Source organism: Pseudoalteromonas sp. NSLLW24, assembly GCF_015864725.1.
In the GTDB taxonomy this organism is placed as follows: Bacteria; Pseudomonadota; Gammaproteobacteria; order Enterobacterales; family Alteromonadaceae; genus Pseudoalteromonas; species Pseudoalteromonas arctica.
This window is the reverse complement of sequence record NZ_JADYWQ010000001.1, coordinates 338340-364570: the sequence shown is the minus strand read 5'-3', so window position 1 is coordinate 364570 and position 26231 is coordinate 338340. Positions and strand designations below refer to the sequence as shown.

Annotated in this window: 25 protein-coding genes, 1 tRNA gene and 1 pseudogene; 10 read left to right on the top strand and 17 right to left on the bottom strand. The window is 39.0% G+C overall.

Features of this window, described 5'->3' with window-relative positions; genetic code table 11:
* Window positions 1-187 precede the first annotated feature (187 nt).
* The 8 genes from lapB to gyrA all read right to left on the bottom strand — a co-directional run bounded on the left by lapB (window position 188) and on the right by gyrA (window position 9946).
* Complete coding sequence (lapB, locus tag I6E72_RS01545; RefSeq protein WP_010552858.1) at window positions 188-1324, bottom strand: lipopolysaccharide assembly protein LapB; 1137 nt, start codon at window positions 1322-1324, stop codon at window positions 188-190.
* A 2-nt stretch (window positions 1325-1326) separates the two neighbouring features.
* Complete coding sequence (locus I6E72_RS01540; protein WP_007583056.1) at window positions 1327-1608, bottom strand: lipopolysaccharide assembly protein LapA domain-containing protein; 282 nt, start codon at window positions 1606-1608, stop codon at window positions 1327-1329.
* A gap of 21 nt (window positions 1609-1629) precedes the next feature.
* Window positions 1630-1917 (bottom strand): integration host factor subunit beta, encoded by a 288-nt coding sequence (gene ihfB / locus I6E72_RS01535; protein ID WP_007583054.1) that lies wholly within the window; start codon window positions 1915-1917, stop codon window positions 1630-1632.
* A 67-nt stretch (window positions 1918-1984) separates the two neighbouring features.
* The gene (rpsA, locus tag I6E72_RS01530; protein WP_002961176.1) at window positions 1985-3652 is read right to left on the bottom strand and encodes a 30S ribosomal protein S1; all 1668 of its coding nucleotides are present in this window, start codon (window positions 3650-3652) and stop codon (window positions 1985-1987) included.
* 96 nt (window positions 3653-3748) lie between these two features.
* Window positions 3749-4459 (bottom strand): (d)CMP kinase, encoded by a 711-nt coding sequence (gene cmk / locus I6E72_RS01525; RefSeq protein WP_007583052.1) that lies wholly within the window; start codon window positions 4457-4459, stop codon window positions 3749-3751.
* Between the two features lie 106 nt (window positions 4460-4565).
* Entirely contained in the window at window positions 4566-5843 is a 1278-nt protein-coding gene (aroA, locus tag I6E72_RS01520) for a 3-phosphoshikimate 1-carboxyvinyltransferase (RefSeq protein ID WP_010552859.1), read from the bottom strand.
* The gene (gene serC, locus I6E72_RS01515; RefSeq protein WP_010552860.1) at window positions 5843-6925 is read right to left on the bottom strand and encodes a 3-phosphoserine/phosphohydroxythreonine transaminase; all 1083 of its coding nucleotides are present in this window, start codon (window positions 6923-6925) and stop codon (window positions 5843-5845) included. The genes aroA and serC overlap by 1 nt, the downstream gene beginning before the upstream one ends.
* 321 nt (window positions 6926-7246) lie before the next feature.
* Window positions 7247-9946, bottom strand: a complete 2700-nt coding sequence (gene gyrA / locus I6E72_RS01510; protein ID WP_121954985.1) for a DNA topoisomerase (ATP-hydrolyzing) subunit A — start codon at window positions 9944-9946, stop codon at window positions 7247-7249.
* A gap of 176 nt (window positions 9947-10122) precedes the next feature.
* Here gyrA and ubiG point away from each other — a divergent pair, with 176 nt between their 5' ends.
* From ubiG to yfaE, 5 genes are all read left to right on the top strand, one after another.
* Complete coding sequence (ubiG, locus tag I6E72_RS01505) at window positions 10123-10833, top strand: bifunctional 2-polyprenyl-6-hydroxyphenol methylase/3-demethylubiquinol 3-O-methyltransferase UbiG (protein ID WP_008171708.1); 711 nt, start codon at window positions 10123-10125, stop codon at window positions 10831-10833.
* On the top strand, window positions 10833-11513 hold the full coding sequence (locus I6E72_RS01500) for an HAD family hydrolase (RefSeq protein WP_165721554.1): 681 nt from the start codon (window positions 10833-10835) through the stop codon (window positions 11511-11513). The genes ubiG and I6E72_RS01500 overlap by 1 nt, the downstream gene beginning before the upstream one ends.
* Before the next feature lie 408 nt (window positions 11514-11921).
* Window positions 11922-14204 (top strand): class 1a ribonucleoside-diphosphate reductase subunit alpha, encoded by a 2283-nt coding sequence (gene nrdA / locus I6E72_RS01495; protein ID WP_010552863.1) that lies wholly within the window; start codon window positions 11922-11924, stop codon window positions 14202-14204.
* A 65-nt stretch (window positions 14205-14269) separates the two neighbouring features.
* Complete coding sequence (gene nrdB, locus I6E72_RS01490; protein ID WP_007583038.1) at window positions 14270-15400, top strand: class Ia ribonucleoside-diphosphate reductase subunit beta; 1131 nt, start codon at window positions 14270-14272, stop codon at window positions 15398-15400.
* A complete protein-coding gene (gene yfaE, locus I6E72_RS01485) occupies window positions 15400-15672 on the top strand; it encodes a class I ribonucleotide reductase maintenance protein YfaE (RefSeq protein WP_165721553.1) in 273 nt (90 codons plus the stop codon). The genes nrdB and yfaE overlap by 1 nt, the downstream gene beginning before the upstream one ends.
* Before the next feature lie 34 nt (window positions 15673-15706).
* Here the strand turns inward: yfaE and I6E72_RS01480 are convergent, their stop codons facing one another.
* Window positions 15707-16261 carry a DUF1287 domain-containing protein gene (locus I6E72_RS01480; RefSeq protein ID WP_442960302.1) on the bottom strand — a complete coding sequence of 185 codons (555 nt, stop codon included), beginning with the start codon at window positions 16259-16261 and terminating at the stop codon, window positions 15707-15709.
* A 60-nt stretch (window positions 16262-16321) separates the two neighbouring features.
* A pseudogene (locus I6E72_RS01475) lies at window positions 16322-16794 on the bottom strand (hypothetical protein).
* A 293-nt stretch (window positions 16795-17087) separates the two neighbouring features.
* Between I6E72_RS01475 and I6E72_RS01470 the strand changes: the two are divergent.
* From I6E72_RS01470 to I6E72_RS01460, 3 genes are all read left to right on the top strand, one after another.
* Window positions 17088-17498: a hypothetical protein gene (locus I6E72_RS01470; protein WP_165721551.1), complete on the top strand. Its 411-nt coding sequence runs from the start codon at window positions 17088-17090 to the stop codon at window positions 17496-17498.
* A gap of 53 nt (window positions 17499-17551) precedes the next feature.
* Window positions 17552-17899, top strand: coding sequence for a hypothetical protein (locus I6E72_RS01465; RefSeq protein ID WP_165721550.1), 348 nt, complete (start codon window positions 17552-17554; stop codon window positions 17897-17899).
* Between the two features lie 164 nt (window positions 17900-18063).
* Window positions 18064-19059, top strand: coding sequence for an alpha/beta fold hydrolase (locus I6E72_RS01460; protein WP_165721549.1), 996 nt, complete (start codon window positions 18064-18066; stop codon window positions 19057-19059).
* 128 nt (window positions 19060-19187) lie between these two features.
* Here the strand turns inward: I6E72_RS01460 and I6E72_RS01455 are convergent, their stop codons facing one another.
* Together I6E72_RS01455 and I6E72_RS01450 are read right to left on the bottom strand one after the other, a co-directional pair.
* Window positions 19188-19616, bottom strand: a complete 429-nt coding sequence (locus I6E72_RS01455) for a hypothetical protein (protein WP_007586178.1) — start codon at window positions 19614-19616, stop codon at window positions 19188-19190.
* Between the two features lie 199 nt (window positions 19617-19815).
* Window positions 19816-19995, bottom strand: a complete 180-nt coding sequence (locus I6E72_RS01450) for a hypothetical protein (protein WP_024592379.1) — start codon at window positions 19993-19995, stop codon at window positions 19816-19818.
* 284 nt (window positions 19996-20279) lie between these two features.
* Between I6E72_RS01450 and I6E72_RS01445 the strand changes: the two genes are divergently transcribed.
* Entirely contained in the window at window positions 20280-20669 is a 390-nt protein-coding gene (locus I6E72_RS01445) for a YkgJ family cysteine cluster protein (protein ID WP_024590141.1), read from the top strand.
* 215 nt (window positions 20670-20884) lie between these two features.
* A complete protein-coding gene (locus tag I6E72_RS01440; RefSeq protein WP_197110844.1) occupies window positions 20885-23254 on the top strand; it encodes a TonB-dependent receptor in 2370 nt (789 codons plus the stop codon).
* Window positions 23255-23624: 370 nt separating this feature from the next.
* Here the strand turns inward: I6E72_RS01440 and I6E72_RS01435 are convergent, their stop codons facing one another.
* The 5 genes from I6E72_RS01435 to I6E72_RS01415 form a co-directional block, all read right to left on the bottom strand.
* Window positions 23625-24245, bottom strand: coding sequence for an FKBP-type peptidyl-prolyl cis-trans isomerase (locus I6E72_RS01435; protein WP_165721547.1), 621 nt, complete (start codon window positions 24243-24245; stop codon window positions 23625-23627).
* Between the two features lie 69 nt (window positions 24246-24314).
* Complete coding sequence (locus tag I6E72_RS01430; RefSeq protein WP_010554477.1) at window positions 24315-24701, bottom strand: hypothetical protein; 387 nt, start codon at window positions 24699-24701, stop codon at window positions 24315-24317.
* Window positions 24702-24753: 52 nt separating this feature from the next.
* Window positions 24754-24844, bottom strand: a tRNA-Ser gene (locus I6E72_RS01425).
* A gap of 158 nt (window positions 24845-25002) precedes the next feature.
* The gene (locus I6E72_RS01420; RefSeq protein WP_007582705.1) at window positions 25003-25380 is read right to left on the bottom strand and encodes a hypothetical protein; all 378 of its coding nucleotides are present in this window, start codon (window positions 25378-25380) and stop codon (window positions 25003-25005) included.
* Window positions 25381-25583: 203 nt separating this feature from the next.
* A complete protein-coding gene (locus I6E72_RS01415) occupies window positions 25584-26132 on the bottom strand; it encodes an NAD(P)H nitroreductase (RefSeq protein ID WP_024590138.1) in 549 nt (182 codons plus the stop codon).
* Between the last annotated feature and the right edge of the window lie 99 nt (window positions 26133-26231).

The window sequence follows — 26231 nt, the reverse complement described above, 5'->3', positions numbered from 1 at the left end:
CTTAATTAAGCGAATTGATATAAAGTAATTGTATAAGTAGATTTAATGCAATAGTGCTAGCTGGTAATTTGAGAGAAGGTGTAGAGAAATTTATATAGACACAACATCAAAAAATTCCAACCCAGTAAACTCTCAGTTTAATTTGCTAAAATTATCATAGTTAAATCCGATATTATTTAAGGGGTTATTAAAATCCGTCTAAGCCTCGACTTGGAACAATGGTTTCCCAATGCTTACAAGAAGGGCAATTCCAATATATGGTGTAACTTGTAAAACCGCAATGCTGACATTGGAAATCAGGTTTTGTAGCAATATAAGAGGTTACAAGCTTATCAATTTCATTAAGTACTTCTTTAGTATTTTTATTTTGGTCACCCATTAATTGCAGTAAAAAACTGAAACCACGAATAGTAGGTTGACGTTTTAAGCTATCAGTTAGAAATTCAAAGGCTTGTTTAGTGTGTCCTTGCTCAAGCAATGCTTGGCAATGTTTTATTTTAATTAATACACCGCCCTTTTCTAACAAGTCACTGACTAATTCATGAAATTGATGCGTTAAATTTAATTGTTTATAGCTGTGAGCTAGCTCATCAATAAACAACGGCGCAAACAAAGTGAATTGTGATACAAGCTCACGCCAGTAATAAATAGCTTTAACGTAATCTTCTTTCGCGTAAGCAACTAATCCTAACTCGTAAAGCGGACGTACGGCTTTATAATTTAAGCTAATCGCTTTTCTCATTAGTTGGGGTGTGTTATCACTTAAAGCTGATTCACAATAAAAATTAGCAATCGCTTTAAATTGTTGTTCTTTTGAAAATAGTTCGCTGTGGGCTTCAAACATGTTGATGCCTTTTTCCCATTCACGGGTTTGCGAATATAAAGTAATAATAGGGTCTAGCGCTTCTACATGGCCAGCCTTAACTAACCAAACTAAGTGCTCTTCTGCACTATCTAGTAGACCAGCCATTATATAATCTTCGGCAAGTTCTAAACGGCTAGTTGCAGCTTGTTGTTCATTTAAGCCTGGGTGTTTTAATAGAAGTTCATGAATTTTAATTGCGCGGTCCAATTCACCTCTACGGCGAAACATGGTGGCAAGTGTAGAATAGTGTTCAACAGAGTCAGCTGAAACTTCAAGCAAATTAATCAAGTGCTCTAAGCCTTGGTCTTCTTCTCTGTCGAGTAGAAACTTTAAGCCTTTGCTGTATTCAGAAGTGATCTGACGGTTTAGTTGATGAGCTTGGTTTTTAGCACTGTTTTTACCCATAATCCAGCCGTAACCGGCGGCAACAGGTAATAGTAAAAACAAAAGCTCAATCATAGTTAGGTGTCTTTATTCGCGGCAAGCTTTTTTTTATCTTTTTCAGGCGCTAATTGCTTTTTTAAGCGGTAGTTTTGCCACTTTAATTGTGAAAACAATTTAAAGCTAATAAAACAACCCACTAAAACACCTAATAAAAAGCAGATACTTATTATTACAGCTAAAGGTAGTGTATTACTGGCTATAATATAATTTATTTGTACTAACTGTGGGTTTTGTGACCCTAATACAAATGCACTGATAAGGCATAGCGCAACCAGAATAATTTTTAATACCTTGAACAAGTAACTACTCCACTAAGTTAACTAGGCAATGCTTTCATTTACGCGGTCGCGTAATTCTTTGCCTGGTTTAAAATGAGGTACATGCTTTCCTTCAAGCTCAACTGTATCGCCAGTCTTAGGATTACGACCTGTGCGAGGAGCGCGGAAATGCAAAGAGAAACTACCAAAACCTCTGATCTCAATACGATCTGAAGTAGATAATGAGCCGGCCATTTGTTCAAGAATTTCTTTTACAGCATTCTCAACATCTTTCACTGGAACGTGTGCGTGTTGTTCCGCAAGTGTTTCTATCAGTTCTGACTTAGTCATAGCGTTTCCTTAAAAAGAGATATAGGAAGGGCAAAAAATGCCCTTCCAACTAAAAACTAATTATATATTAGTCTTTTTGTGCATTTGCGAAAGCAGCTGCCATTGCGTTTTCAAACACTGGCTCTTCTTTCTTAAGCTTCTCTAGTACTTCTTTCTCTTCTGCTTCGAAAAGAGCTTTTACAGATAAGCTTAAAGTGCGGTTCTTACGATCAACACCAACGTATTTAACTTCAATCTCGTCGCCTACAGAAACAACAGTAGTTGCATCTTCAACGCGTTCTTGAGCGATATCAGCTACACGGATGTAACCTTCAACGCCTTCGATAAGTTCAACAGTTGCGCCTTTCGCATCAACTTCAGTCACTTTACCTTTAACAATAGCACCTTTTTTGTTTGCATCAAGGTAGTTATTGAATGGGTCAGCTTCGATTTGCTTAACACCTAGAGAGATACGTTCACGCTCTGGGTCAACTTGCAATACGATAGCAGTGATTTCGTCGCCTTTCTTGAATTCACGTACAGCTTCTTCGCCAGGTGTATTCCAAGAAATGTCTGAAAGGTGTACAAGACCGTCAATACCACCGTCAAGACCGATAAAGATACCGAAGTCAGTGATTGATTTGATCTTACCAGTAACTTGATCGCCTTTGTTTTGTAGACGAGCAAATTCCTGCCAAGGATTAGCAATACATTGCTTAAGACCAAGAGAAATACGACGACGTTCTTCGTCAATTTCTAAAACCATAACTTCAACAGTGTCGCCTAAGCTAACAACTTTTGAAGGATGGATGTTTTTGTTAGTCCAATCCATTTCAGAAACGTGTACTAAACCTTCAACGCCTTCTTCGATTTCCACGAAACAGCCGTAATCTGTAAGGTTAGTAACACGACCAGAAAGTTTAGAACCTTCTGGGTAACGACCAGCGATAGCTGCCCATGGATCTTCACCAAGCTGTTTAAGGCCTAGAGATACACGAGTTTTATCTTTGTCGAATTTTAGAACTTTAACTGCGATTTCGTCGCCAACATTAACGATTTCTGAAGGGTGCTTAACACGCTTCCAAGCCATATCAGTAATGTGTAGTAGACCATCAACACCACCAAGGTCAACGAATGCACCGTAGTCAGTAAGGTTCTTAACGATACCTTTAACTTCTTGGCCTTCAACAAGGTTAGCAAGAAGCTCTTCACGTTCTTGTGAGTTTTCAGATTCGATAACTGCACGACGTGAAACAACAACGTTGTTACGTTTTTGGTCAAGCTTGATTACTTTAAATTCAAGCTCTTTGCCTTCAAGGTGAGTTGTGTCACGTACTGGACGAACATCAACAAGTGAACCAGGTAGGAAAGCACGGATTGAATCAACTTCAACTGTGAAACCGCCTTTAACTTTACCGTTGATAACACCAGTAACAGTCTCTTGCTCTTCACATGCTTTCTCAAGACGGATCCATGCTTCGTGACGCTTAGCTTTCTCACGAGAAAGAATAGTTTCACCGAAACCGTCTTCAATTGCATCTAGTGCAACATCTACTTCGTCGCCTACAGCAACTTCAAGTTCACCAGCAGCATTTTTGAACTGCTCTGCAGGGATAGCACTTTCTGATTTAAGACCAGCATCTACAAGTACAATGTTATTCTCGATAGAGATTACTGTACCTTTAACGATAGAGCCTTGCTCTGCTTCAAAACCCTTTAAGCTTTCTTCAAATAACTGCGCAAAATTTTCTGACATACGAATATACGTCTCTATATATTATACCAATAAGCAACCATGCTGCATGGGGTTGTTAAAATAGCACTGGCATCCTGCTGGCGCATAAAATGTGTTTTAGCTTCGTTTAGGAAGCTTACCTTCAGAGATTGCAATATCTAATAAAGTTATTACCTTATCAAACACTTGCTGTGCATTGAGTTCGCTAGTATCAAGCTCAATAGCATCATCTGCAGGTACAAGCGGAGCAACGGCACGATTCATATCGCGCTCGTCACGAGCTTGAATGTCCTGTAATAGACCACTTAGTGTAACATCAAGACCGCGCGTATTCAACTCAACAAAGCGTCTACGAGCACGCTCTTCTGCACTTGCTGTTAAATATATTTTTAACGGCGCATCTTGAAAAACCACAGTGCCCATATCACGGCCATCGGCAATTAAGCCGTTTTCAGTGCGAAATGCACGCTGGCGACGTAATAACGCTTCACGAACGCGAGGTAATGCTGCAACTTTTGATGCTGCAGCGCCTACTTCTTCATTACGAATAGTAGTAGTTACATCTTCGCCTTCTAAAATAACTTTTCCTGCATTAGTTTGGCTATCTACCAAAAACTGCACATCTAAATTTGCAGCAAGAGGGACAAGCCCTTCTTCATTGTCTAATGCAATTTGGTGATGAAGTGCAGCTAAAGATAAAACGCGATAAATCGCACCGCTATCTAATACATCCCACCCTAACTTGTCGGCTAACAAGCGACAAACAGTTCCTTTACCTGAACCACTTGGGCCATCAACGGTGATCACGGGCATTAATAACGCCTGCATTTAAAACCTCCTGCAATGCACACCTAAATAAACCGCGACATTATACGTCAGTTATTAAAATATATCTGCTATTAGTGTGTAACTTTTGTAATTACTTCTAATTAGCTTATTCACTGACTGACGCTAAAACATTGAAAAATGTAGGAAATGTTTTATAGGTACACTTTGGATCATTAATCGTTATTGGCTTTCCACCAACGGCAACCATTGCAAAACACATGGCTATACGGTGATCGTCGTAAGTGTCTATTGCTACATCGTTGAAGTGTTTAGGCGGTGTAATTTCTATAAAGTCATGCCCTTCTACCACTTCTGCACCTACTTTTCTAAGCTCAGTTGCCATCGCATATAAACGGTCTGTTTCTTTTACTCGCCAGTTATAAATGTTACGAATGGCAGTTGGGCCTTTAGCGAAAAGAGCAACAGTTGCAAGGGTCATAGCAGCATCAGGAATTGCATTAGCGTCAATATCTACGCCTTTTAATTCGCCTTTGCGAACAACTAAACGTTCATCATACCAATCGATTTTTGCGCCTACTTGCTCCATTACTTTAGCAAAGCCTATATCACCTTGAACTGATTTAGCACCCACGCCTTTAATTTCAATCTCGCCGCCAGCAATTGCAGCCGCAGCAACAAAGTAAGAAGCAGAAGATGCATCGCCTTCAACCATAATTCGATCGAGTGATTGATACTGTTGACCACCTTTAACTTTAAAAGTTGCATAATCACTGTGTTCAACACTAACACCAAAACGTGCCATTACATCAAGCGTAATATCAATATAAGGTTTAGATACTAAAGTACCTTTAATAGTTATCGTTGTATCACCGCTAAATAATGGCGCTGCCATTAATAGAGCCGTTAAAAATTGACTTGAAATACTACCGTCAATTTCAACCTCACCACCTTTTATTTGACCACCTACAATTTTAAGTGGTGGATAGTCTTTGTGTTTTGTATAAGTAACATCACCACCAAGCGCTTGTAGAGCATCAACTAAGTGCCCTATCGGACGCTCTTCCATACGTGGCTCGCCTATTAGCTCATACTCACCAGCAACGGCAGCAAGTACAGCCGTTAAAGGTCTGTAAGCAGTACCCGCATTACCTAAAAACAAGGGCTCAGTAGGTGTATTAAACACACCACCAACTCCCTCTACGGTCGCTACAGTGTGTTCATCATTTAAAGTTACATTTACACCCAATAACTTTAAAGCACCCAGCATATGGCGTATATCGTCACTATCAAGTAAGTTCTCTACAACGGTGGTACCGTTTGCCAGTGCTGCTAATAATAAAATTCTGTTCGATAGACTCTTTGAACCTGGTAGGGTTACCGTGCCATTTACTTTAGAAATAGGTTCTAAACGGAGCTGCTCCATTAGCTGTGCTCCTTTGCAAATGCAGCCATAAAATCTACAAGTGCTTGAACACCTTCAAGAGGCATAGCGTTATAAATACTTGCGCGCATACCGCCCACAATTCTGTGACCTTCAAGTGCAAGTAAACCGGCCTCGTTTGATTGAGCAACAAATTTGCTATTTAAGCTTTCATCGTTTAACCAAAATGGAACATTCATGCGTGAGCGGCAATGTTTAGCGACTATATTTGAATAAAAATCTGAGTTATCGATAAAATCATACAGTAAATTTGCTTTAGCAATATTTTGTGCTTCCATGGCTTTTACCCCACCATTGCTTTCAAGCCATTCAAATACTTCAGCCGCTAAATACCAAGCAAAGGTAGGTGGGGTATTAAACATACTGCCCTGCTTTGCTTCAAGTGCGTAATCTAAAATACCGGGCTTTGGCAAACCTTCGCGCTCAAGTAATGTTTTACGAACAATAACAATTGATATGCCCGATGGACCGATATTTTTTTGCGCACCAGCGTAAATCAAATCAAATTTATTAACGTCTATCTCACGCGATAAAATAGTTGAAGACATATCAGCAATAATCGGAGCTGTTGGGTGGCTTGGTACATCAAAAATCTCTAAGCCATCGACAGTTTCATTAGGGCAATAGTGGATGTACGCAGCGTCTTCTGGTAATTCCCAGTCAGCAACGTCTTTAATTGAAAACTCACCATCAGCATCATTACGGACATCCGTAAAAGACGTTTGAGTAAACTTATTCGCTTCATCTCTGGCGCTTTTCGACCAAACGCCATTCTCACAATAAAACGCTGTTTTGCCTTCTTGGTGTAAGTTTAATGGCACAGCACTAAACTGGCCACGACCACCACCATGCATAAACAGCACTTCAAATTCATCACTAATATTCATTAGGCGACGAAGGCTAGCTTCACATTTAGCTGTAAGCGCTAAAAACTCTTTACTGCGATGGCTAATCTCCATCACAGACACACCTAGGTCTTGCCAATCTAGAAACTCTTTTTGCGCTTTTTTCATAACCGCTTGCGGAAGCATAGCTGGCCCCGCACAAAAATTATATTTACTCATTACCTTTGCCTCATTCCAGTAATTTAACTACTAAGCATGAACATTTAATACCAATCCGCTAAACCTTTAAAATTTAATGAATAATACCAATCCGCAATAATACTTAATCATTTTGCGGGGCTAAACGTGTCGCTACTTGCGTTAAAAAATTCTCATTTAGAACAACTAAATAGCGAATTTTTTGCCTAGCTATCAACACGTTTTTCCACCCTCAAAATAGATCTCTTAATTAAGCGAATTGGTATGAGTATAATTTCACACCCTATTAATTTTTTTCAACAACATTAAAAAAAGCGGCCAAGGCCGCTTTTTCAATATCAATTATTCTGAAGGAGGATTATCATCCGCTACTTCATCAATAACCGTATCTACTGTTTCAACGTCTTCAATATCAATTAAGTCACTTTCTGTAACTTCAATCTCTTCTATACGTTGTAAACCAACTACTTGCTCTCCGTCAATAGTTCTGATCAAAATAACACCTTGTGTGTTACGTCCAACCGTTGAAACTTCATTAACGCGAGTTCGTACTAAGGTACCACGATTCGAAATAATCATTATTTCATCGTTGTCATCAACTTGCACAGCACCAACAACAGCACCGTTACGTTCACTCACCTTAATTGATACAACACCTTGTGTTGCGCGGCTCTTAGATGGGTAATCTTCAAGTTGTGTACGCTTACCGTAACCATTTTCAGTTACCGTTAGAATGGCACCGTCAGTTTTTGGTACAATTAACGATACTACGCGTTGCTCGTCTGGCATTTTAATACCACGAACACCTGTAGCAGTACGACCCATTGGGCGAACACCTTTGAAGCGAATCTCAGGGTTACCTTCTTCGTCTAATACTGGGTTGCCGTTTTCATCAACAACTGTTGTTTCTTCAGCTTCTTTGAAGCGTACAACTTTACCTGCATCAGTGAACAACATAATTTCGTTGCTACCATCGGTAATATCAACACCAATCAAGCTATCGCCATCATTTAAGTTAACAGCAATAATACCGCTTGCACGTTGACGACTGTAAGCCGTTAATGGTGTTTTCTTAACTGTACCGAATGCAGTTGCCATAAAGATATATTTATCTTCTGCGTACTCGCGTACTGGCAATATAGCAGTTATACGTTCATCAGCTTCAAGTGGTAACAAGTTAACAATTGGCTTACCGCGCGCTGCACGACTTGCTAGTGGTAACTGATACACTTTAAGCCAATATAAACGACCGGCCGTAGAGAAACATAAAATAGTATCGTGTGTATTTGCAACTAACAGACGTTCAATGAAATCTTCATCTTTCATCTTCGTTGCTGACTTACCTTTACCACCACGACGTTGTGCTTCGTAATCAGACAATGCCTGATACTTCACATACCCTTCGTGAGAAAGCGTTACAACAACGTTTTCTTCAGTAATTAAGTCTTCAAGGCTGATATCGTGAGCCGCTGCATTAATCTCAGTACGACGTTCGTCGCCATACTGCGCTTTAATTTCAACTAGTTCGTCACGAATAACTTCCATTAAACGCTCAGGTGTTGCCAAAATATAAAGTAGCTCAGCAATTAACTCTAATAACGCTTGATATTCAGTTAAGATTTTTTCGTGTTCAAGACCAGTAAGCTTGTGTAAACGCAAATCTAGAATTGCTTGAGCTTGTTGCTCAGAAATATAGTATTGACCGTCGCGAATACCTAAATCATCAGCAAGCCAATCTGGACGGGCTACATTATCTTCGCCTGCTTTTTCAAGCATACCTTGTACATGACCTAATTCCCACGGACGTGCAGTTAAAGCAACTTTAGCTTCAGCAGGTGTAGGGGATTTACGAATAAGCTCGATAATTGGGTCAATGTTTGCAAGCGCAATTGCTAAACCTTCAAGCGTATGAGCACGGTCACGCGCTTTGCGTAAATCAAACACGGTACGACGAGTTACTACTTCACGGCGGTGAATAATAAACTCTTCAAGCATTTCTTTTAGATTAAAACACTTAGGTTGGTTGTTAATTAATGCAACCATATTCATACCAAACACAGTTTGTAACTGAGTTTGTGAATACAAGTTATTTAAAATAACTTCGCCTACGTCACCACGTTTAATTTCAATAACGATACGCATACCGTCTTTATCTGATTCATCACGTAGTGCACTAATACCTTCAATTTTCTTATCTTTAACAAGCTCTGCAATTTTTTCAATTAAACGGGCTTTATTAACTTGATAAGGAATTTCGTGAACGATGATTGTTTCACGGCCTGTTTTTTCATCGGTTTCGACGTCGGCGCGTGCACGCATGTACACTTTACCACGGCCAGTTAAATAGGCTTGTTCAATGCCTTTTTTACCGTTGATAATTGCAGCCGTTGGGAAATCAGGACCAGGAATATAATCCATTAACTCTAAAATAGTTAAATCAGGATTTTGAATAAGTGCCAAACAACCGTTCACAACTTCAGTTAAGTTATGTGGTGGTATATTTGTAGCCATACCTACTGCAATACCCGACGAACCATTCACTAATAAATTAGGGACTTTCGTAGGTAACACGTCAGGGATGAACTCAGTGCCGTCGTAGTTAGGAACGAAATCAACCGTTTCTTTTTCAAGATCGGCTAATAACTCATGCGACATTTTTGCCATACGTACTTCTGTATAACGCATTGCCGCTGCTGAATCACCATCAACCGAACCGAAGTTACCTTGGCCATCTACAAGCATGTAACGTAGTGAGAATGGCTGAGCCATACGAACTATCGTGTCATAAACTGCACTGTCGCCGTGTGGATGGTATTTACCGATTACGTCACCGACCACACGGGCCGATTTTTTGTAAGGCTTGTTCCAGTCATTACTAAGCTCGTTCATTGCAAACAAAACGCGGCGATGAACAGGTTTTAAGCCGTCACGTACGTCTGGTAATGCACGTCCTACTATTACGCTCATTGCGTAATCTAAGTAGGAGTTTTTTAACTCGTCTTCAATATTGACTGGCAGAATTTCATTGGCGAGATCAGTCATTTGATATCACATTCCTTCAGTATCAGCTCTCAACAACCCGGTATTGGGTATTAAGAGTATTGTTATTATTTCTAACAGCCATGCTATCACAATTAATTTTAATTTACAGGCGCAAAACTTTGCGATTTATCAATTTAGCCCTATATAATGGCCTCAGATTGACGAGGAAGTATTTTATGACCGAACATCAAAATGTAGATCACGCAGAAATAGCAAAATTTGAAGCCATCGCTGAGCGTTGGTGGGACCTAGACGGAGAATTCAAACCTCTTCACGAAATTAACCCGTTACGTTTAGACTTTATAGCAAATAAAACGCAAGGCCTATTCGATAAAGAAACACTCGACGTTGGCTGTGGCGGCGGTATTTTAAGCCAAAGCATGGCGCGTATGGGTGCAAAAGTAACTGGCATCGATATGGGCCAAGAACCTTTAACTGTTGCTAAGTTGCACAGTTTAGAAACTGGCGTAAATGTAGATTATATAAAAGTGCCTGCAGAAGAGTTTGCAACACAGTACCCTGAGCGCTTTGATGTAATAACGTGTATGGAAATGCTTGAACACGTTCCCGACCCAGCATCTATCATTCATGCCGTAGCCGCACTTGCCAAACCAGGCGCAGACGTGTTTTTTTCAACCCTGAACAAAACACCTAAAGCATACTTATACGCTATTGTTGGCGCTGAAAAACTCTTAAAAATGGTGCCTGAAGGTACACACGACCATAAAAAGTTTATAAAGCCTGCACAGCTTATTGCATGGGCAGAGCAAGCCGGTTTAAAAGTTCGTGCAAGTACAGGGCTTTCTTATAACCCACTATCAAAGCAATATACGCTCAATAGTGACGTTAGCGTAAATTACATACTTTATTTTGAGAAGTTAGCTTAATGGCTAACTCTCAAGCCCCCCTACCCCTTATTGAGTACGATGCATTTTTATTTGATTTAGACGGCACCCTACTCGACACCGCTGATGATTTAGGTGCCGCTTTAAACACAGTCCTTATTAGCAATAAAATAGAACCTGTTAGTAGTGATATATACCGTCCTGCCGCATCTAACGGCGCAGGCGCATTATTAGAGGCTGGTTTTAAAGAATTATGGGCTAAACAACCCCAAAGCGAGCTTATAAAGCAATTAGTTGACGAGTACGCCACAAACATAGCAAATCACACACGTTGCTTCAGCGGAGTTGAATCGTTACTTATCGCCCTTGATCAGAAAAAGATCAAATGGGGGATCATGACTAATAAACCAGGGTTTTTAACCGATCCTTTAGTGGCAGCTATTCCCGCATTAAAAAATGCCAGTGTAGTAATAAGTGGCGACACATTAGCTGAAGCTAAGCCATCACCTTTACCACTGCTACATTGTGCAAAGCTAATGCAGGTAGAACCAAGCCGTTGTTTATACATTGGTGATGCACAGCGTGACATACAAGCAGGCAAAGCGGCAGGTATGCATACCGCAACGGCACTTTGGGGTTACATCCCAAGTATTGATGAAGCCAACAGCTGGAATGCTGATTTTAACTGGCAAAGCCCAATTGATGGTTTTAACCATATATAGTGCTATGTTAATTATTAAACACTATATATTGTGATTGTGTTAGTTTTCACACAAAGCTTGCTGATAAAAAAAGCAGTCAAAATTTATTTTTAAAATGAGTAAATTTAGCAGATCATTAGTTGATTTTTGCATATTTCAACTTAAATGATTGTTCGAAGGTGAGTGTCTACTAACACAAATGCGTTATCCCAAAGTTATCCACAAACAGGGGCAATTATGTCCCTTGCAAAACAACTCAGACCACACTATCTTGTGATCTCTAAATTGAACAACACCAGATATTGTGGCCAAATGTTATTCAATTAAATTCGCCAATACGGTGAAACCTATAATAAATGAGTATGTACCTTGCTTCGGCGAGGCATAAAGCATTGGTCAAAATACATAATTCCCAAGGAATACAGGCAAATGAACCAACAGTTATCTGTAAGCAAACGTGACGGGCGCAAAGAGCCTCTTGATCTGGATAAGATCCATCGCGTCATTGAATGGGCCGCCGAAGGTTTAAGCAACGTTTCGGTTTCGCAAGTTGAATTAAAATCGCACATTCAGTTTTACGACGGTATTCGTACTAAAGACATTCACGAAACCATCATTAAAGCAGCAGCGGATCAGATTTCAAAAGAATCGCCTGATTATCAATACTTAGCTGCACGTTTAGCTGTATTCCATTTACGTAAAAAAGCGTACGGTCAATTTGAGCCACCACGTTTATTTGACCACGTAACAAAAATGGTTGGCGATAAACGCTACGATGCTCACTTATTAGTAGATTACACAGAGCAAGAATTAGACGAGCTTGATGCATATCTTGATCATTCTCGCGATCTTAACTTTAGCTACGCGGCTGTAAAACAGCTTGAAGGTAAGTATCTCGTTCAAAACCGTGTATCGGGTGAAATCTACGAAAGTGCACAATTTTTATATATTTTAGTAGCAGCGAGCTTATTCTCTGACTACCCACGTGAAACACGCGTTTCTTACATTAAGCGCTTTTACGACGCAGTATCGTTATTTAAAATATCTCTACCAACGCCAATTATGTCGGGTGTACGTACACCTACTCGCCAGTTTAGCTCGTGTGTATTAATTGAATGTGGCGATAGCCTTGATTCAATCAATGCAACGTCGTCAGCTATTGTTAAATACGTTTCACAACGCGCAGGTATTGGTATTAATGCTGGTCGAATTCGTGCGCTAGGTAGCCATATTCGTAACGGCGAAGCGTACCACACAGGTTGTATTCCTTTTTATAAGCACTTTCAAACAGCTGTTAAAAGTTGTTCGCAAGGTGGTGTACGTGGCGGCGCTGCAACATTGTTCTACCCGCTTTGGCATTTAGAAGTAGAGAACCTACTTGTACTTAAAAATAACCGTGGTGTGGACGACAACCGCGTTCGTCACCTAGATTACGGCGTACAATTTAATAAACTAATGTACTCTCGTTTAATTAAAGACGACTACATTACGTTATTTAGCCCATCAGATGTGCCTGGTCTTTACGATGCATTTTTTGAAGACCAAGCTGAGTTTGACGCGCTTTACGTAAAATACGAACAAGACGAATCGATTCGTAAAAAACGCATTAAAGCGATTGAGCTTTTCTCTATGTTTGCGCAAGAGCGTGCAAGTACAGGTCGTATTTATTTACAAAATGTGGACCACTGTAATACACATAGCCCGTTCATTGCTAAAGTTGCGCCTATTCGCCAATCTAACTTATGTTTAGAAATTGCATTGCCAACTAAGCCACTTAATAACGTAAATGACGAAGAAGGCGAAATTGCCCTTTGTACACTGTCTGCGTTTAACTTAGGTGCAATAGAATCACTAGATGAGCTTGAAGAGCTAGCTGAACTTGCAGTACGCGCCCTTGATAACTTACTTGATTTCCAAGACTACCCAGTACCGGCTGCTAAAAATGCAACTATGGGTCGTCGAACGTTAGGTATAGGCGTGATTAACTACGCATACTACCTAGCTAAAAACGGTAAGCGTTATTCAGATGGCAGCGCAAATGCACTGACTCATAAAACATTTGAAGCGATTCAATACTACTTGATGAAAGCATCAAACGAGCTTGCTAAAGAGCGTGGTGCCTGTCCTAAGTTTAACGAAACAACGTATTCACAAGGCATTATGCCAACAGATACGTACAAACGTGATTTAGATAAAATTTGTGATGAGCCACTTCATCTTGATTGGGATACACTACGTGCAAATATTAAAGAGCACGGTATGCGTAACTCAACACTAAGTGCGTTAATGCCATCAGAAACATCGTCGCAAATCTCTAATGCAACAAATGGTATTGAACCACCACGTGGACATATTAGCGTTAAAGCAAGTAAAGACGGTATTTTAAAGCAAGTTGTTCCTGAGTATGAGCGTTTAAAAGATCAATACGAGCTACTGTGGGACATTCCATCAAACGATGGTTACTTGCAGCTTGTTGGTATAATGCAAAAATTTGTAGACCAAACAATTTCTGCAAATACAAATTATGATCCAAACAAGTTCGAAGGCGGTAAAGTACCTATGCAAGTCTTATTAAAAGACTTACTAAGCGCGTACAAACTAGGTGTTAAAACCTTGTACTACCACAATACTCGTGATGGTGCCTCAGATATGCAAGAAGATACTCCAGAAGTGGAAGATGATGATTGTGAAGGCGGCGCGTGTAAAATATAACTGCTGATTTTTATTTTAAGCGGGCATTTAGCCCGCTTTTTCTGATAGTTTTTTGAGTGATAAACATGTCTTATACTACTTTTAGCCGAAACCATAATAACCAAATGCAAGAGCCAATGTTTTTTGGCCAAACTGTAAACGTATCTCGTTACGACCAACAAAAATACCCTATTTTTGAAAAATTAATCGAGAAGCAACTGTCTTTCTTTTGGCGTCCTGAGGAAGTAGATGTAAGTAAAGACCGTTTAGACTTTCAAGCGTTACCCGATCACGAAAAGCATATATTTTTAAGTAACCTCAAATACCAAACTCTACTTGATAGTGTGCAAGGTCGTTCGCCAAACGTTGCCCTACTTCCAATTGTATCGCTACCAGAGCTTGAAACATGGATAGAAACATGGGCGTTTAGTGAAACGATTCACAGCCGCTCATACACGCATATTATCCGTAATGTAACACAAGCACCTGAGCTTATTTTTGATGACATAGTTAGCAACGATAAAATTAGCGAACGTGCTGATGCCGTAACTAAATACTACGATGACTTAATTAACTCTGTTTCGCTTTACAACTTATACGGTGAAGGCAAACACGAGATTAATGGTAAAACTGTTATCGTGAATTTGTTTGAGCTTAAAAAGAAACTTTACCTTGCAATGATGTCGGTAAATATTCTTGAAGCGATTCGCTTTTACGTAAGCTTTGCATGTTCGTTTGCGTTTGCTGAGCGCGAGCTAATGGAAGGTAACGCTAAAATCATCAAGCTAATTGCACGTGATGAAGCACTTCACCTTTCGGGTACTCAGCATATTTTAAACATTATGCAAGACGGTAAAGACGACCCAGAAATGGCGATTGTTGCTGCCCAGTGCCGCGATGAAGCTATTAAAATGTTTGTTGACGCAGCAGAGCAAGAAAAAGAGTGGGCCGAATACTTATTTAAAGATGGTTCGATGATTGGCTTAAATAAGCATATTTTATGTCAGTACGTTGAATACATTACCAATGCGCGTATGACGGCGATTGGTTTGCCAGCACAGTTTGAAAATAACAGTAACCCTATCCCATGGATAAACTCGTGGTTAGTGTCTGATAACGTGCAAGTAGCACCACAAGAAGCAGAAATAAGCTCATACCTTGTTGGTCAAATAGACTCGCAAGTTGATGCATCAGAATTTGGTGATTTTGATTTATAATGAGTGACAAGTCTACTGCAAGTGTAACGCTTGCAGAAAACAGCCAGTGTATAGAGTTTACCGCTGGCTGCCCTTCTCTTTTACACTGCTTAGAATCCATGAAAATAGACGTCGCATTCCAATGCCGTGAAGGTTACTGCGGCGCTTGTAGAGCAACGTTAGTGTCAGGTAGTGTTGAATATAACGAAGAGCCCCTTGCGTTTGTGCGCGAAGGCGAAATACTCCTGTGCTGCTGTAAACCCAATGGCAATGTAAGTATTAATCTGAAATAAGATTAATACTTACATATACCGTTTATTAAGCGCATCAATACTGTGGAACAAACCGGTAATGCCCTGTAATTTTGTAATCAAAAAGCATGTCACTTTTTTGCGGCCCACGCCCAATATTATGCACAATAAGCGGATTACCTGTATCTTGAGATGATTCATTAATCACCATGCCTACATGAGGTAAATTACCTGGTAACATCCACGTTACTATATCGCCGGTTTTATAATCACTCACTTTGTTGGATTTACTTAATACGTTTGCATGGCGCTCAAAGTAAGCTTGTAAATTTGGAACACGTCGGTGGTCTATATTTTTATCAGGCTTACTTAAACCCCAAATACGTTTAGATGGATACAGTGTAAAGTTATTTTGCATGTCTTCATGCACGAGTTTCTGTAAATCGATGCCTAACTTTCTGTAACTTCTGATTATAACGTCGGTACATACCCCAATATTTTTAGGCACATCACCACCTGGGTAAGCAATTGAGTGATAAGCCCCATCGTAGGTAATATTGTGTTTTGTTCGCTCGAGTAAGGCTGATACTATACCTTCTTCAAACGTTACAGCTTGTGCATCAATACACATTAAAGTAAAAAAGCATCCTAACGTTTTGTTCATATAAATTCCTTTAAAATTCTGCGCTAATTACAGAGTATGAGTTACATATTTTGGCACATCTATTTTTTACCACGACTAGCAAATTGATCATCAAGCGGGTATGCCATCTTTTCGAGCGGAGCATGGTGATATCCCTCTCGTTGAATTTCACTAATGTAACGAAGCATAAATGCGTTAGCGCCAAGCTCAAGCCACTGCGCAACATGAACAAGTTCATGAAAATGGACCCTTAAATTAGTAGCGACGTGGGGAAGTATATAATAAGTATATTTATACGTTATACCCGCCGCGTCCATATCGACAAAATCACCTAGGCCCATTTCTCGCAGACCCGCAAAGTCTGGCTTTGGTATTTGGTCTACAACAACGTAATACGCGTTTTTTAAAAGCTCGGTAGGATAAAACCCATAAAATTCATTACTGAATTTATCACAACTCACTTTTTGACTACTGTATTTTAAATTTGTAGCGTCAATCCAATTTTCTATTTGTTCTAGCACAGCTCCTCTCCTAAAGTACAAATGCAACACACCATGTGTAAACCTTAATCTAATATTGTAGTAAGTTTTTTAACCAGCACTTTTAGTATTAACACCTCGCAACTAGCGAAGAAAATAGAACGCATAGAGTATCTAAACAAAAAGCTCTAAATCAAAATTATCATATAAGCATAACCAGTCTATAAACAGTAAAAACCTTTTTTATACTTTTTAAAGTGTTATTATTTGTAACTAAAACAGTAACACTTAAAATCATATATAATTTTACTAATACACTCTTTCGCATGAAAATAATGCGTTTCAGTCCCATTGTCTTACTTGTCATATTAAGTAATACAGCAAATGCTGAAAATATAAAACCGTTCACATCAGATGGCTGTAGTGCTTTTCCGGACGGCACGACAAAAGTTAAAAAGTTGTGGCTTGCATGTTGTAAAGCGCATGACTACGCCTACTGGCAAGGTGGCGCTTATTGGCAACGTTTAGAAGCAGATAAAGCCTTGCAACAGTGTGTTATTGAAGCCGGCGAAACGAGTATAGCGAACCTTATGCTTGCTGGAGTTCGATTTGGTGGCAGCCCTTATATACCATCGACTTTCAGATGGGGCTATAGTTGGCCCTATCCTAGGTTATATAAAGCATTAACAGCTGATGAAATTAAGCAAATTGTTGCTTTAAAAACGGTATTAACTCAAACCAATTAACACATTGTGAAAAACTGGGTTATGCAAATAATATCAAAAGGAATTGAATCACTATGCTTATACTGCTAAGTATCATTTTAACTTTGTTTCCAACGCTAATATCTTATTTTGTTTCACGTAATTACGCTAAAAAGGCTAAAGCGACTAATAAAGGTGCTTACATCAGAGCAGTGCTTTGGCCTAGTGTTTTCTCGTGGACACTATTTGCTGCTGTTGGGCACGGCGCAATCATCTTCCCCTTACCTTCAACGTTTGCGGTCGTGTTATATGTGTTTCTATATGACGAACGTGGTATCTATTTTCATCCTCACATATTTTTAAGCCCAACGATTCCAATAGCCGTTTATTTAATAAGCTATTTCAAATACAAAAAAGCGGCCAATAAAGAGCTAACGCCCTAGCCCACTGTTGGCTCATAAGTATCTTGTAAGGTCCAAAGCTGCACTTACTCCTGCTGTACACTTCTTTGCTGTGAAACTACAACGTTATTATCTGAATACAATTGTGCAAATAACGGGTCTGGTAAATTAATAAAGCGTCATTACCAAAAATAACGAGTTTACTTATGCACCCAGATATACAAAAAAATCTTAAAGTAAAACCTGCTCACATCGTCTCTTTTATTGTGTTTTTACTAGTTTCAATGTCTACGCTTACCGCTCAGGTATATGCCGCTGATGCTGTATGGCCTTCAAAAACCGCTTACAAATATGCAAATGTAAACGGTAAAAAGATATTTTACCGAGAAGCTGGCATCCAGCATAAGCAAACCATTGTGCTTTTACATGGCTATCCGTCGTCTTCACACAGCTACCGAGAATTGATCCCGCTTTTATCAGGTCGTTATCATGTAATTGCACCCGATTATTTAGGCTCAGGATACAGCGAACGCCCAAACCCAGAAACTCAAAAATATACTTTTGAATTACTAGCTCAATACGTTGAAGGGTTACTAACAACGCTTAAAGTAAAGCGCTACAGCCTATATATACAAGACTTTGGAGCACCTGTAGGCTTTAGAATGTTGTTAAATAACCCTAATAAACTTGATGCACTTATTGTACAAAATGGTAATGCGTATTTAGAGGGGCTAACCCTACCGAGGCAAGCATTTTTTAAAGCCGCGAATGAAGATAGTTCGAAAGCTCAGCAAGATAAAATTTATTCGTTCACGTCTGAACAAGCCATTATTAATAAGCAGTATTTACGAGACGTACAAAGTAACCCTGAAGTGATGAGCCCAGATAGCTGGACGCATGATCTTCACTTTTTACAAACCAAAGCAGATAGAGTAATTCAAGTGCAATTGCTACAAGATTACTACAACAACCTTCTCGACTATCCAAAATGGCAAGCTTATTTACGCAAGTACCAACCACCAACGTTAATTGTATGGGGTAAGAACGACCCTGCGTTTATAGCCGAAGGCGCTAAAGCATACTTAAAAGATGTACCGAACGCTGAACTGCATTTACTCGATTCAGGGCACTTTAGCGTTGAAGAAAAACCAGTAGAAATTGCAAAGTACATTGTCGATTTTATGAATAACCTAGCTCAATAGTAAGCCTTTTCTTTTGGTTTAGTATTTATAGCAAACATAAAAAAGCGCTGAGGGTATAAACCATCAGCGCTTTATTAAGCTCAAGCTAAATCCACATAAATCACATTTAATATGGATAAGTTATGTATTTAACCTTCTTCTTCAATAAGCGACTCTAGTAGGTCGTGTATTTCAGCTTTAAGCTCTTTGTCTTCAATTTTATTGGCGCTGACTTTAGCATTTTGAAGGTTTTTAATAGCTTCATCTTTTTGGCCAAGCTCAAGCTGTAATGTAGCCATTGAAAAAGAAACCGACGACATGTGATCTTTGTTATTAATCGCAATCGACTTTTCTAATGCTTTTTCGTAAGTAGTAATTGCCTCTTCTAACTCTTCGGTAAAATCAGCTAAAGTTTCCCATTGTACAGGGTGATCTTTTGAGGTGTTTTCGTTTTCAATACAAATAGCTTTTAATTGAGCAAATAACGACTCAAACTTTTCACGGTTATTTTTGTTAGCCGCCGCCATTAAATCTTCTGCTAGATCATGTACCGCTTTATATACTTTTGTATTCATCATCACTGGTTATCCTTTAATGCAGCTAAACTCATTTACTCACTCAATTTAGCTAAAATGTATCATTACAGTCATTATAAAACGTATTTAAACAACTGATTTATTTAATTTGGTGTATAGCGTAATAATACATTAATAATGAACATCGCGTAGGCGTTAAACACTCTGTGATTAAACTTTATCGCAATTACTCTTGGTAAACTTACACGCTGAATAAACTTGCAACCCAATCCAACGTAAAAATGGTCGTAAACACTTTAAGTGCAATGACAACTAAAAATAATAGGATGATTGCCGCTTTAGCTTTGCTACTTTTAAGATTGTTCCAATACAATAACTTTGCATTAAATTCTGTTTTTAACTTAGTGACAGCCTCTTTCATAATAACGCCCTGCTTAGGTATCCGCGCTCAGCAACATTTAACAATCACACAGTTGCTCAAGCGGGGTTTGTAACATTTTTCGCTACCTTTAGAGTAAACCATTAAATAAAGCCTGTACTATATAAAATGTAACAAGGGGTTTTAACTTAAGTTATTGTATCTAACTATTGTTTACACACCCAAAAATTAAAGGATGGGTAAATTCAGTAGAGCGTTAATAATAAATTTGGTGCTACACTAATAACTAACTTAAATTCGTTAACAGCCAACTAAATTAGCCAATTATGAAAGAATGCAACCAGTGTGGTAAATGCTGTATTAAATATGGCGGCGGCGATTTAAGCGCAACGAAAGAGGAAATAGATTTATGGGAGCTCTTTAACCCCGAAATTTATGAATACGTTAAAAACAACGAAATTTGGTTTGACCCAAAAACAGGCTTAAGACTTCAAGTGTGCCCATTTTTAGAAATTGCGCCTAAAAAAGATCCTCTCGCTAAAAATATGTATACCTGCAGTATTTACCTCGACCGCCCAGAAGACTGCCGCCACTACCCTAGTCTTATTTCAGAGATGATCCGCGACGAATGCGAAATGATTGAATCTGTAGATATAACAAATCAGACAAGAGCGCAGCATAAACTAGATGCGATAATGATAGATAGCCGCTATTAAATACATAGATTTACCGGTTAGCGCTATGAGTTCTTCGGTCAAATAGACAAGTTTTCTATTCACAAACCTATTATTTGAATTTTTATAATATTGGCTTAATCGTCATTTTTAGATTATTCATCGCAAAATTCAAAGTTATACTATAACATTGTTGATTCGTTAATTTTGCGGTGTTATATTATATCACAACATAATAACCACGAACCAATATATCCATGACAAAGTTAACATTAATCTCCTCTGCTATTTTTTCTGTTTTATGTTCTCAATCAGCTTTGGCTGCAACCGTTACTGGTAAAGTAATGGATGATAAAAATCAACCAATTAAAAATGCCTCTATCCATGTGCATGGCAAAAACCAAAGCGTTAAAAGTAATGATTTAGGCGAGTTTGCTATCGATATAGATGCAAACAGCCAATTACATATTAGTAAAGACAACTACATAGACTCTCGTATTGCTGTTACCGAATCTTCAAATAATCTGTCTGTGTCACTTAAACCAACATCGGTTGAAACAGTGGTTGTTTATGCCTCTGCACTTCATAAGAACAGCCTAGAAATGATATCGCCAGTAAGTGTGCTCTCAGGTGATGAATTAAGAAATAAATCTAAACCAACACTTGGCGAAACTCTTAAAGGTTTACCAGGCGTAAATGCAAGTTACTTTGGCCCTGTATCATCAAGCCCAATTATTCGTGGTTTAGATGGCCCTCGCGTTAAAATCACACAAAATGGATTAGATGCCAGCGATGCGTCGCGAATTGGCCCAGACCACGCAACATCAAGCGACAGCCTAGCGGCAGAGCAAATTGAAGTGTTGCGCGGTCCAAGTACCCTACTTTATGGCTCTGGTGCAATTGGTGGCGTTGTAAACGTGGTTGATAACCGTATTCCTACTAGCAATATCGACGAGCTTACAGGCGCTGCTGAATACAGCCACGATACGGTGTCAAATTCAAACACCGTAGCTGCAAAACTTGAAACAGGTAATGAAGGCTTTAACTTTCATTTTGATGGTACCAAGCGCAGCGGCGATGATTACCAAACACCGACCTTTACTATTGCCGACGATGATGGCGATGTTGAAACCGAAAGCTCGGTAGAAAATACTTTTATTGATAGCGAAACACTCAACTTTGGTACCAGCTATGTTGGCGATCATTTAACGATTGGTTTTTCTTACGGTAGTATTGATACTGATTACGGTATTCCTGGGCATGAGCATCATCACGATCACGAAGGTGAAACTGAAGAAGAGCATGCAGAACATGAAGATGAAGCTGCTGAAGAGCCTGTTTACGCACATTTAGAGCAAGACCGCTGGCAAGGGCTTGTAAGTTACGCTCTTCATAATAACTGGATTGAAACCATCAACCTACGTGTTGGCTATACAGATTATTCACACAGCGAAATTGAAGATGGCGAAATTGGTACTACTTTTAAAAATAAAACGACTGAAGCACGTCTAAATGTAGAGCATAAGTTTGCTGATTGGCACGGAATGATGGGCTATCACTACAGCGATTCTGACTACGATGCAATTGGTGAAGAAGCATTTACACCCGCGAGTGTAACTACAACTAACGCATTATATTTACTAGAAGAGCGTGAATTTGGCGACGTGACAATAGAGCTTGGTGCACGTGTAGAAGATTACAAAATTGAAAGCAAAATCACGGCACACGAACATAGCCACGATGAAGTAGAAATAGATCATAGCGACGAAGAAACTATTGGATACAATAAAAGCTTTACCAATTTAAGCGCCTCTGCCGGTGCCATCTGGCAGTACAAGCCGGGTCATAGTATTGCGACAAGTATTTCTCACTCAGAAAGAGCACCACTTTCGGCAGAGCTTTTATCAAACGGTTTACACATTGCAACCGGCACTTATGAGCTAGGTCTTGGTTACAACATTGAAGATAATGAAGCGCATTTTGAGCCAGAGAATATCAAGCAAGAAACCTCAACAAACCTAGATTTAAGCTTTAGACGTTTTAGCGGTGATTTTGGTTACACCGTTAACTTTTTCTATAACGATATTAAAAACTTTTATTTCCAAGAAAATACGGGTTTAGTTTACGATGAAGAAGATGGTTTAGAATCAGCTATTGGTGCACATGACGATGCTGTTGCGGTTTATCAGTTTACAAGTAAAGACGCAGAGCTTTATGGAATTGAGTTTGACGCACATTACCAAGTAACCCCAAGCGCTATGGTTAAAGTATTTGGTGACTCAACTCGTGCAAAACTAAAAGACGACGAAGGCAACTTACCGCGTATCCCTGCCAATAAATTAGGCTCTGAGTTACAGTACGATTTAGGTGACTTACAACTAACACTGACGGGTACTCATTACTTTGATCAAAACGATGTAACTGCATTTGAAACAAAAACGGACGGCTATACGTTATTTGATGCACAAGCTAATTACCAATTAGGTTTAGGCAGTGTAGATGCACAGCTTTATATAAACGTGGATAACATTACTGATGAGTTAGGCTTTGTGCATAGCTCATTTATTAAAGATAAAGCCCCACTACCTGGCAGAAACTTCCGCTTTGGTGTTCGTGGTTATTTTTAATAATTAAAAATAGTTTTTAGTTTATATATTTACAAACCGCATTTTATTAATGCGGTTTTTTTATTTTTAGAATATATAATATCAACACGCAGTAATACTTAATCGATTTGAAGGATTAAACCTGACGCTAACTGCGTTAAGAATTTCTGATATACGACTGCATGGATGCAGGAGGTAGAGCAATGCAAGAGCAATTAGTGGTAACAACTAAACAACGAAATTTTTGCCTTGTTATCGACACAATTTTCTTAGCGAAAAATAGATCACTTAATTAAGCTAATTGGTATAAAACTCTTAAATTACAAACACAAAAAAGCCGTATTCAAATTGAATACGGCTTTTTAAATTCTTAAATTAAAATTTATTTAATTTAAGAAATGATTTCGTGTAGCTCAACATCAAATACAAGCGTTGAGAAAGGTGCGATTGCAGCACCTGCGCCACGTTCACCATAAGCAAGATCATGAGGAACGTAGATACGCCATTTAGTACCTACAGGCATCATTTGTAATGCTTCAGTCCAACCTTTGATCACGCCACCAACTGGAAATTCAGCTGGTTGACCGCGCTCGTATGAGCTATCAAACACAGTACCGTTAATAAGTGTACCGTGGTAATCAACACGTACTGTAGACTCAGCTGTTGGCTTTTCGCCTTCGCCAGTTGCTAGTACTTCGTATTGAAGACCAGACTCAGTTACTGTGATTTCAGGACGTTTTGCGTTTTCTTCTAAGAATGAAATACCTTCTGCAGAAAGTACTTTAGACTCTTCTTCACGACGAGCTTGAATCTCTTCGTTGATTTTTTCAAATGCAGCTTGGATCTCAGGGATCTCAACTTGAAATGCGCTACCAGCGTACGCATCTTTCATGCCTTCAAATACTGAATTTAGGTTTAAGCCTTCAAAAGGATTAGACTTAAGTTGCTCACCCATTTGTAAGCCAATACCGTAACTTGCTTTTTCAGCATCTGTAGTAAAATTATCTGACATAATGTGTTTTTCACGTTTTGTTAGTTAAAAGACGCGACTATGCTATCACAAAATAAACCGCGTTTGGGGCTAGTTTTTGCTGAGTTTTAGCTTAATTAGGCCAACAATATAACTACAAAGCGGCAAACTGAATAAAATTCCAACAAGTAGAGGCATTGTTAGTAATCCTGATTCGCCAAACAGTAAAAATGGCACTACAAGCAGCCCTATACAACCAATAAAAACAGAGCCAATAACTGGCCAATGCTTATCGTATTTGGTAATAAGATGGGCAGCTAAAACATTAAAACCAACACCATAAATTAAAGCGGTAATTAATGGATACTCTGGTTGAGCATCTATAGCCATTTTTACTAATAAGCTAATAGCACTTTGATAGCAGTAACCAAATACCGTCCATAATAAAAGATGTTTTATTAATTTCTGCGAGGTTGGTAGGTTTGTTGCCTTAGTCATTTAGAAACTCCACAAAGCAAAAAACCGCCCATAAGGCGGTTTTTTTAAATAATGGTGGAGAGATAGGGATTTGAACCCTAGATGGGCTATAAACCCATGCCGGTTTTCAAGACCGGTGCATTCGACCACTCTGCCATCTCTCCGCACGGCGCGAATAATATGGCTAAATACATAACTTGTAAAGAGCTAAATAGAAATTAATATAAAATATTAACATATTGGATAAAATAGCCCCACTTTGTTCTTTTGTTAAGCTCTTCACTTTAATAAAAGTGTAGTTAATAGACTAAAGTTAAACACATTAATAATATTGTTTAGGTCTACGTGCAATCCAAGAGCAGATTAAACAAGCCAATATACTCAGTGCGGTAAAGGTAACGCCTTGAAAAATTAAATCGAATCGATTTAAATCATCACTTGGTACTACAACAAACATAAAAGCTGGTAGCACACTAAGCGATAAAACGTAGCAGCATACTTTAAATGCACGCCCAAAGTCGAAACGTTTGGACTGGTGCATCCACCATGTTAACAACACAAGCATACCCATCGCTGAACCGGCTATAAAGTGTGATGCATTTGTGCTCATTGCAACATACAGTGTTACAAAAGCACCAATGATTCCCCAAATTGACCATGCTAGCCAATTCTCTTTTTCACGTAAAAATAAATTTCCCATAGTTTTCGTCTTCTTTATCGTTATTTTTATTAAGACTTTCCATAATGTATCAAAAAACAACCGATTAAAAAACAAACTGAAGAAGATTTAGTAAATTTAGTGCTTCCAAGCGCTTCTTACAGCCAAGTCATTAACTTTTAAATATTACTCTTTGTAACCTTAATGAATTATGACTACGTAAGTTGCGCAAAGTTCATACTATTTCACAAATTACTAAAATAGTGTTCCGGCTTATGGCGAGGCGACTTTTTACAATCGACTTCGGGTGTACCTATATATAAATACCCTACTATTTCATCTTGCTCATGTAAGTTAAGCGCTTTTTTAACCGCGCTACTTTGTGCAAAGTAGCCTGTGCGCCAAACACCGCCTAACCCTTGGGCAAATGCAGCTTGTTGCATCGCTAATACACTACAGCCTGCGCTTTGTACTTGTTCTATTCGAGGAACTTTTGGGTGTTCTTGATATTTAGCAATTGCTATTACAATCATAGGCGCACGAAGGGGAAGCTCTTTAGCACGGTTAATTACTTTTTCTTCTTGTTGCTCTGCCACTGCACTTTGATGGTAAATTTCACCCAGTTTATTGCGTGCATCACCTTGAGCAACAATGAACTGCCACGGTGCTATACAGCCATGATCAGGAACACGTAATGCTGCTTGCTTAATTATGTCGAGCTGCTCAGGCGTAGGGCCCGGCTCTGTTAGTTTAGAGTCTGATTGGCGGGTAAGTAAAAGCTCGATAGCGTTCATAACGATTCCTCAAAATTCAAAACGCTAGAGTAACATTTAAACCCTTAAAAAATAAATACCGAGAAATTAAAATGCAAAACGGCCGCAAAGGGTTAAGCT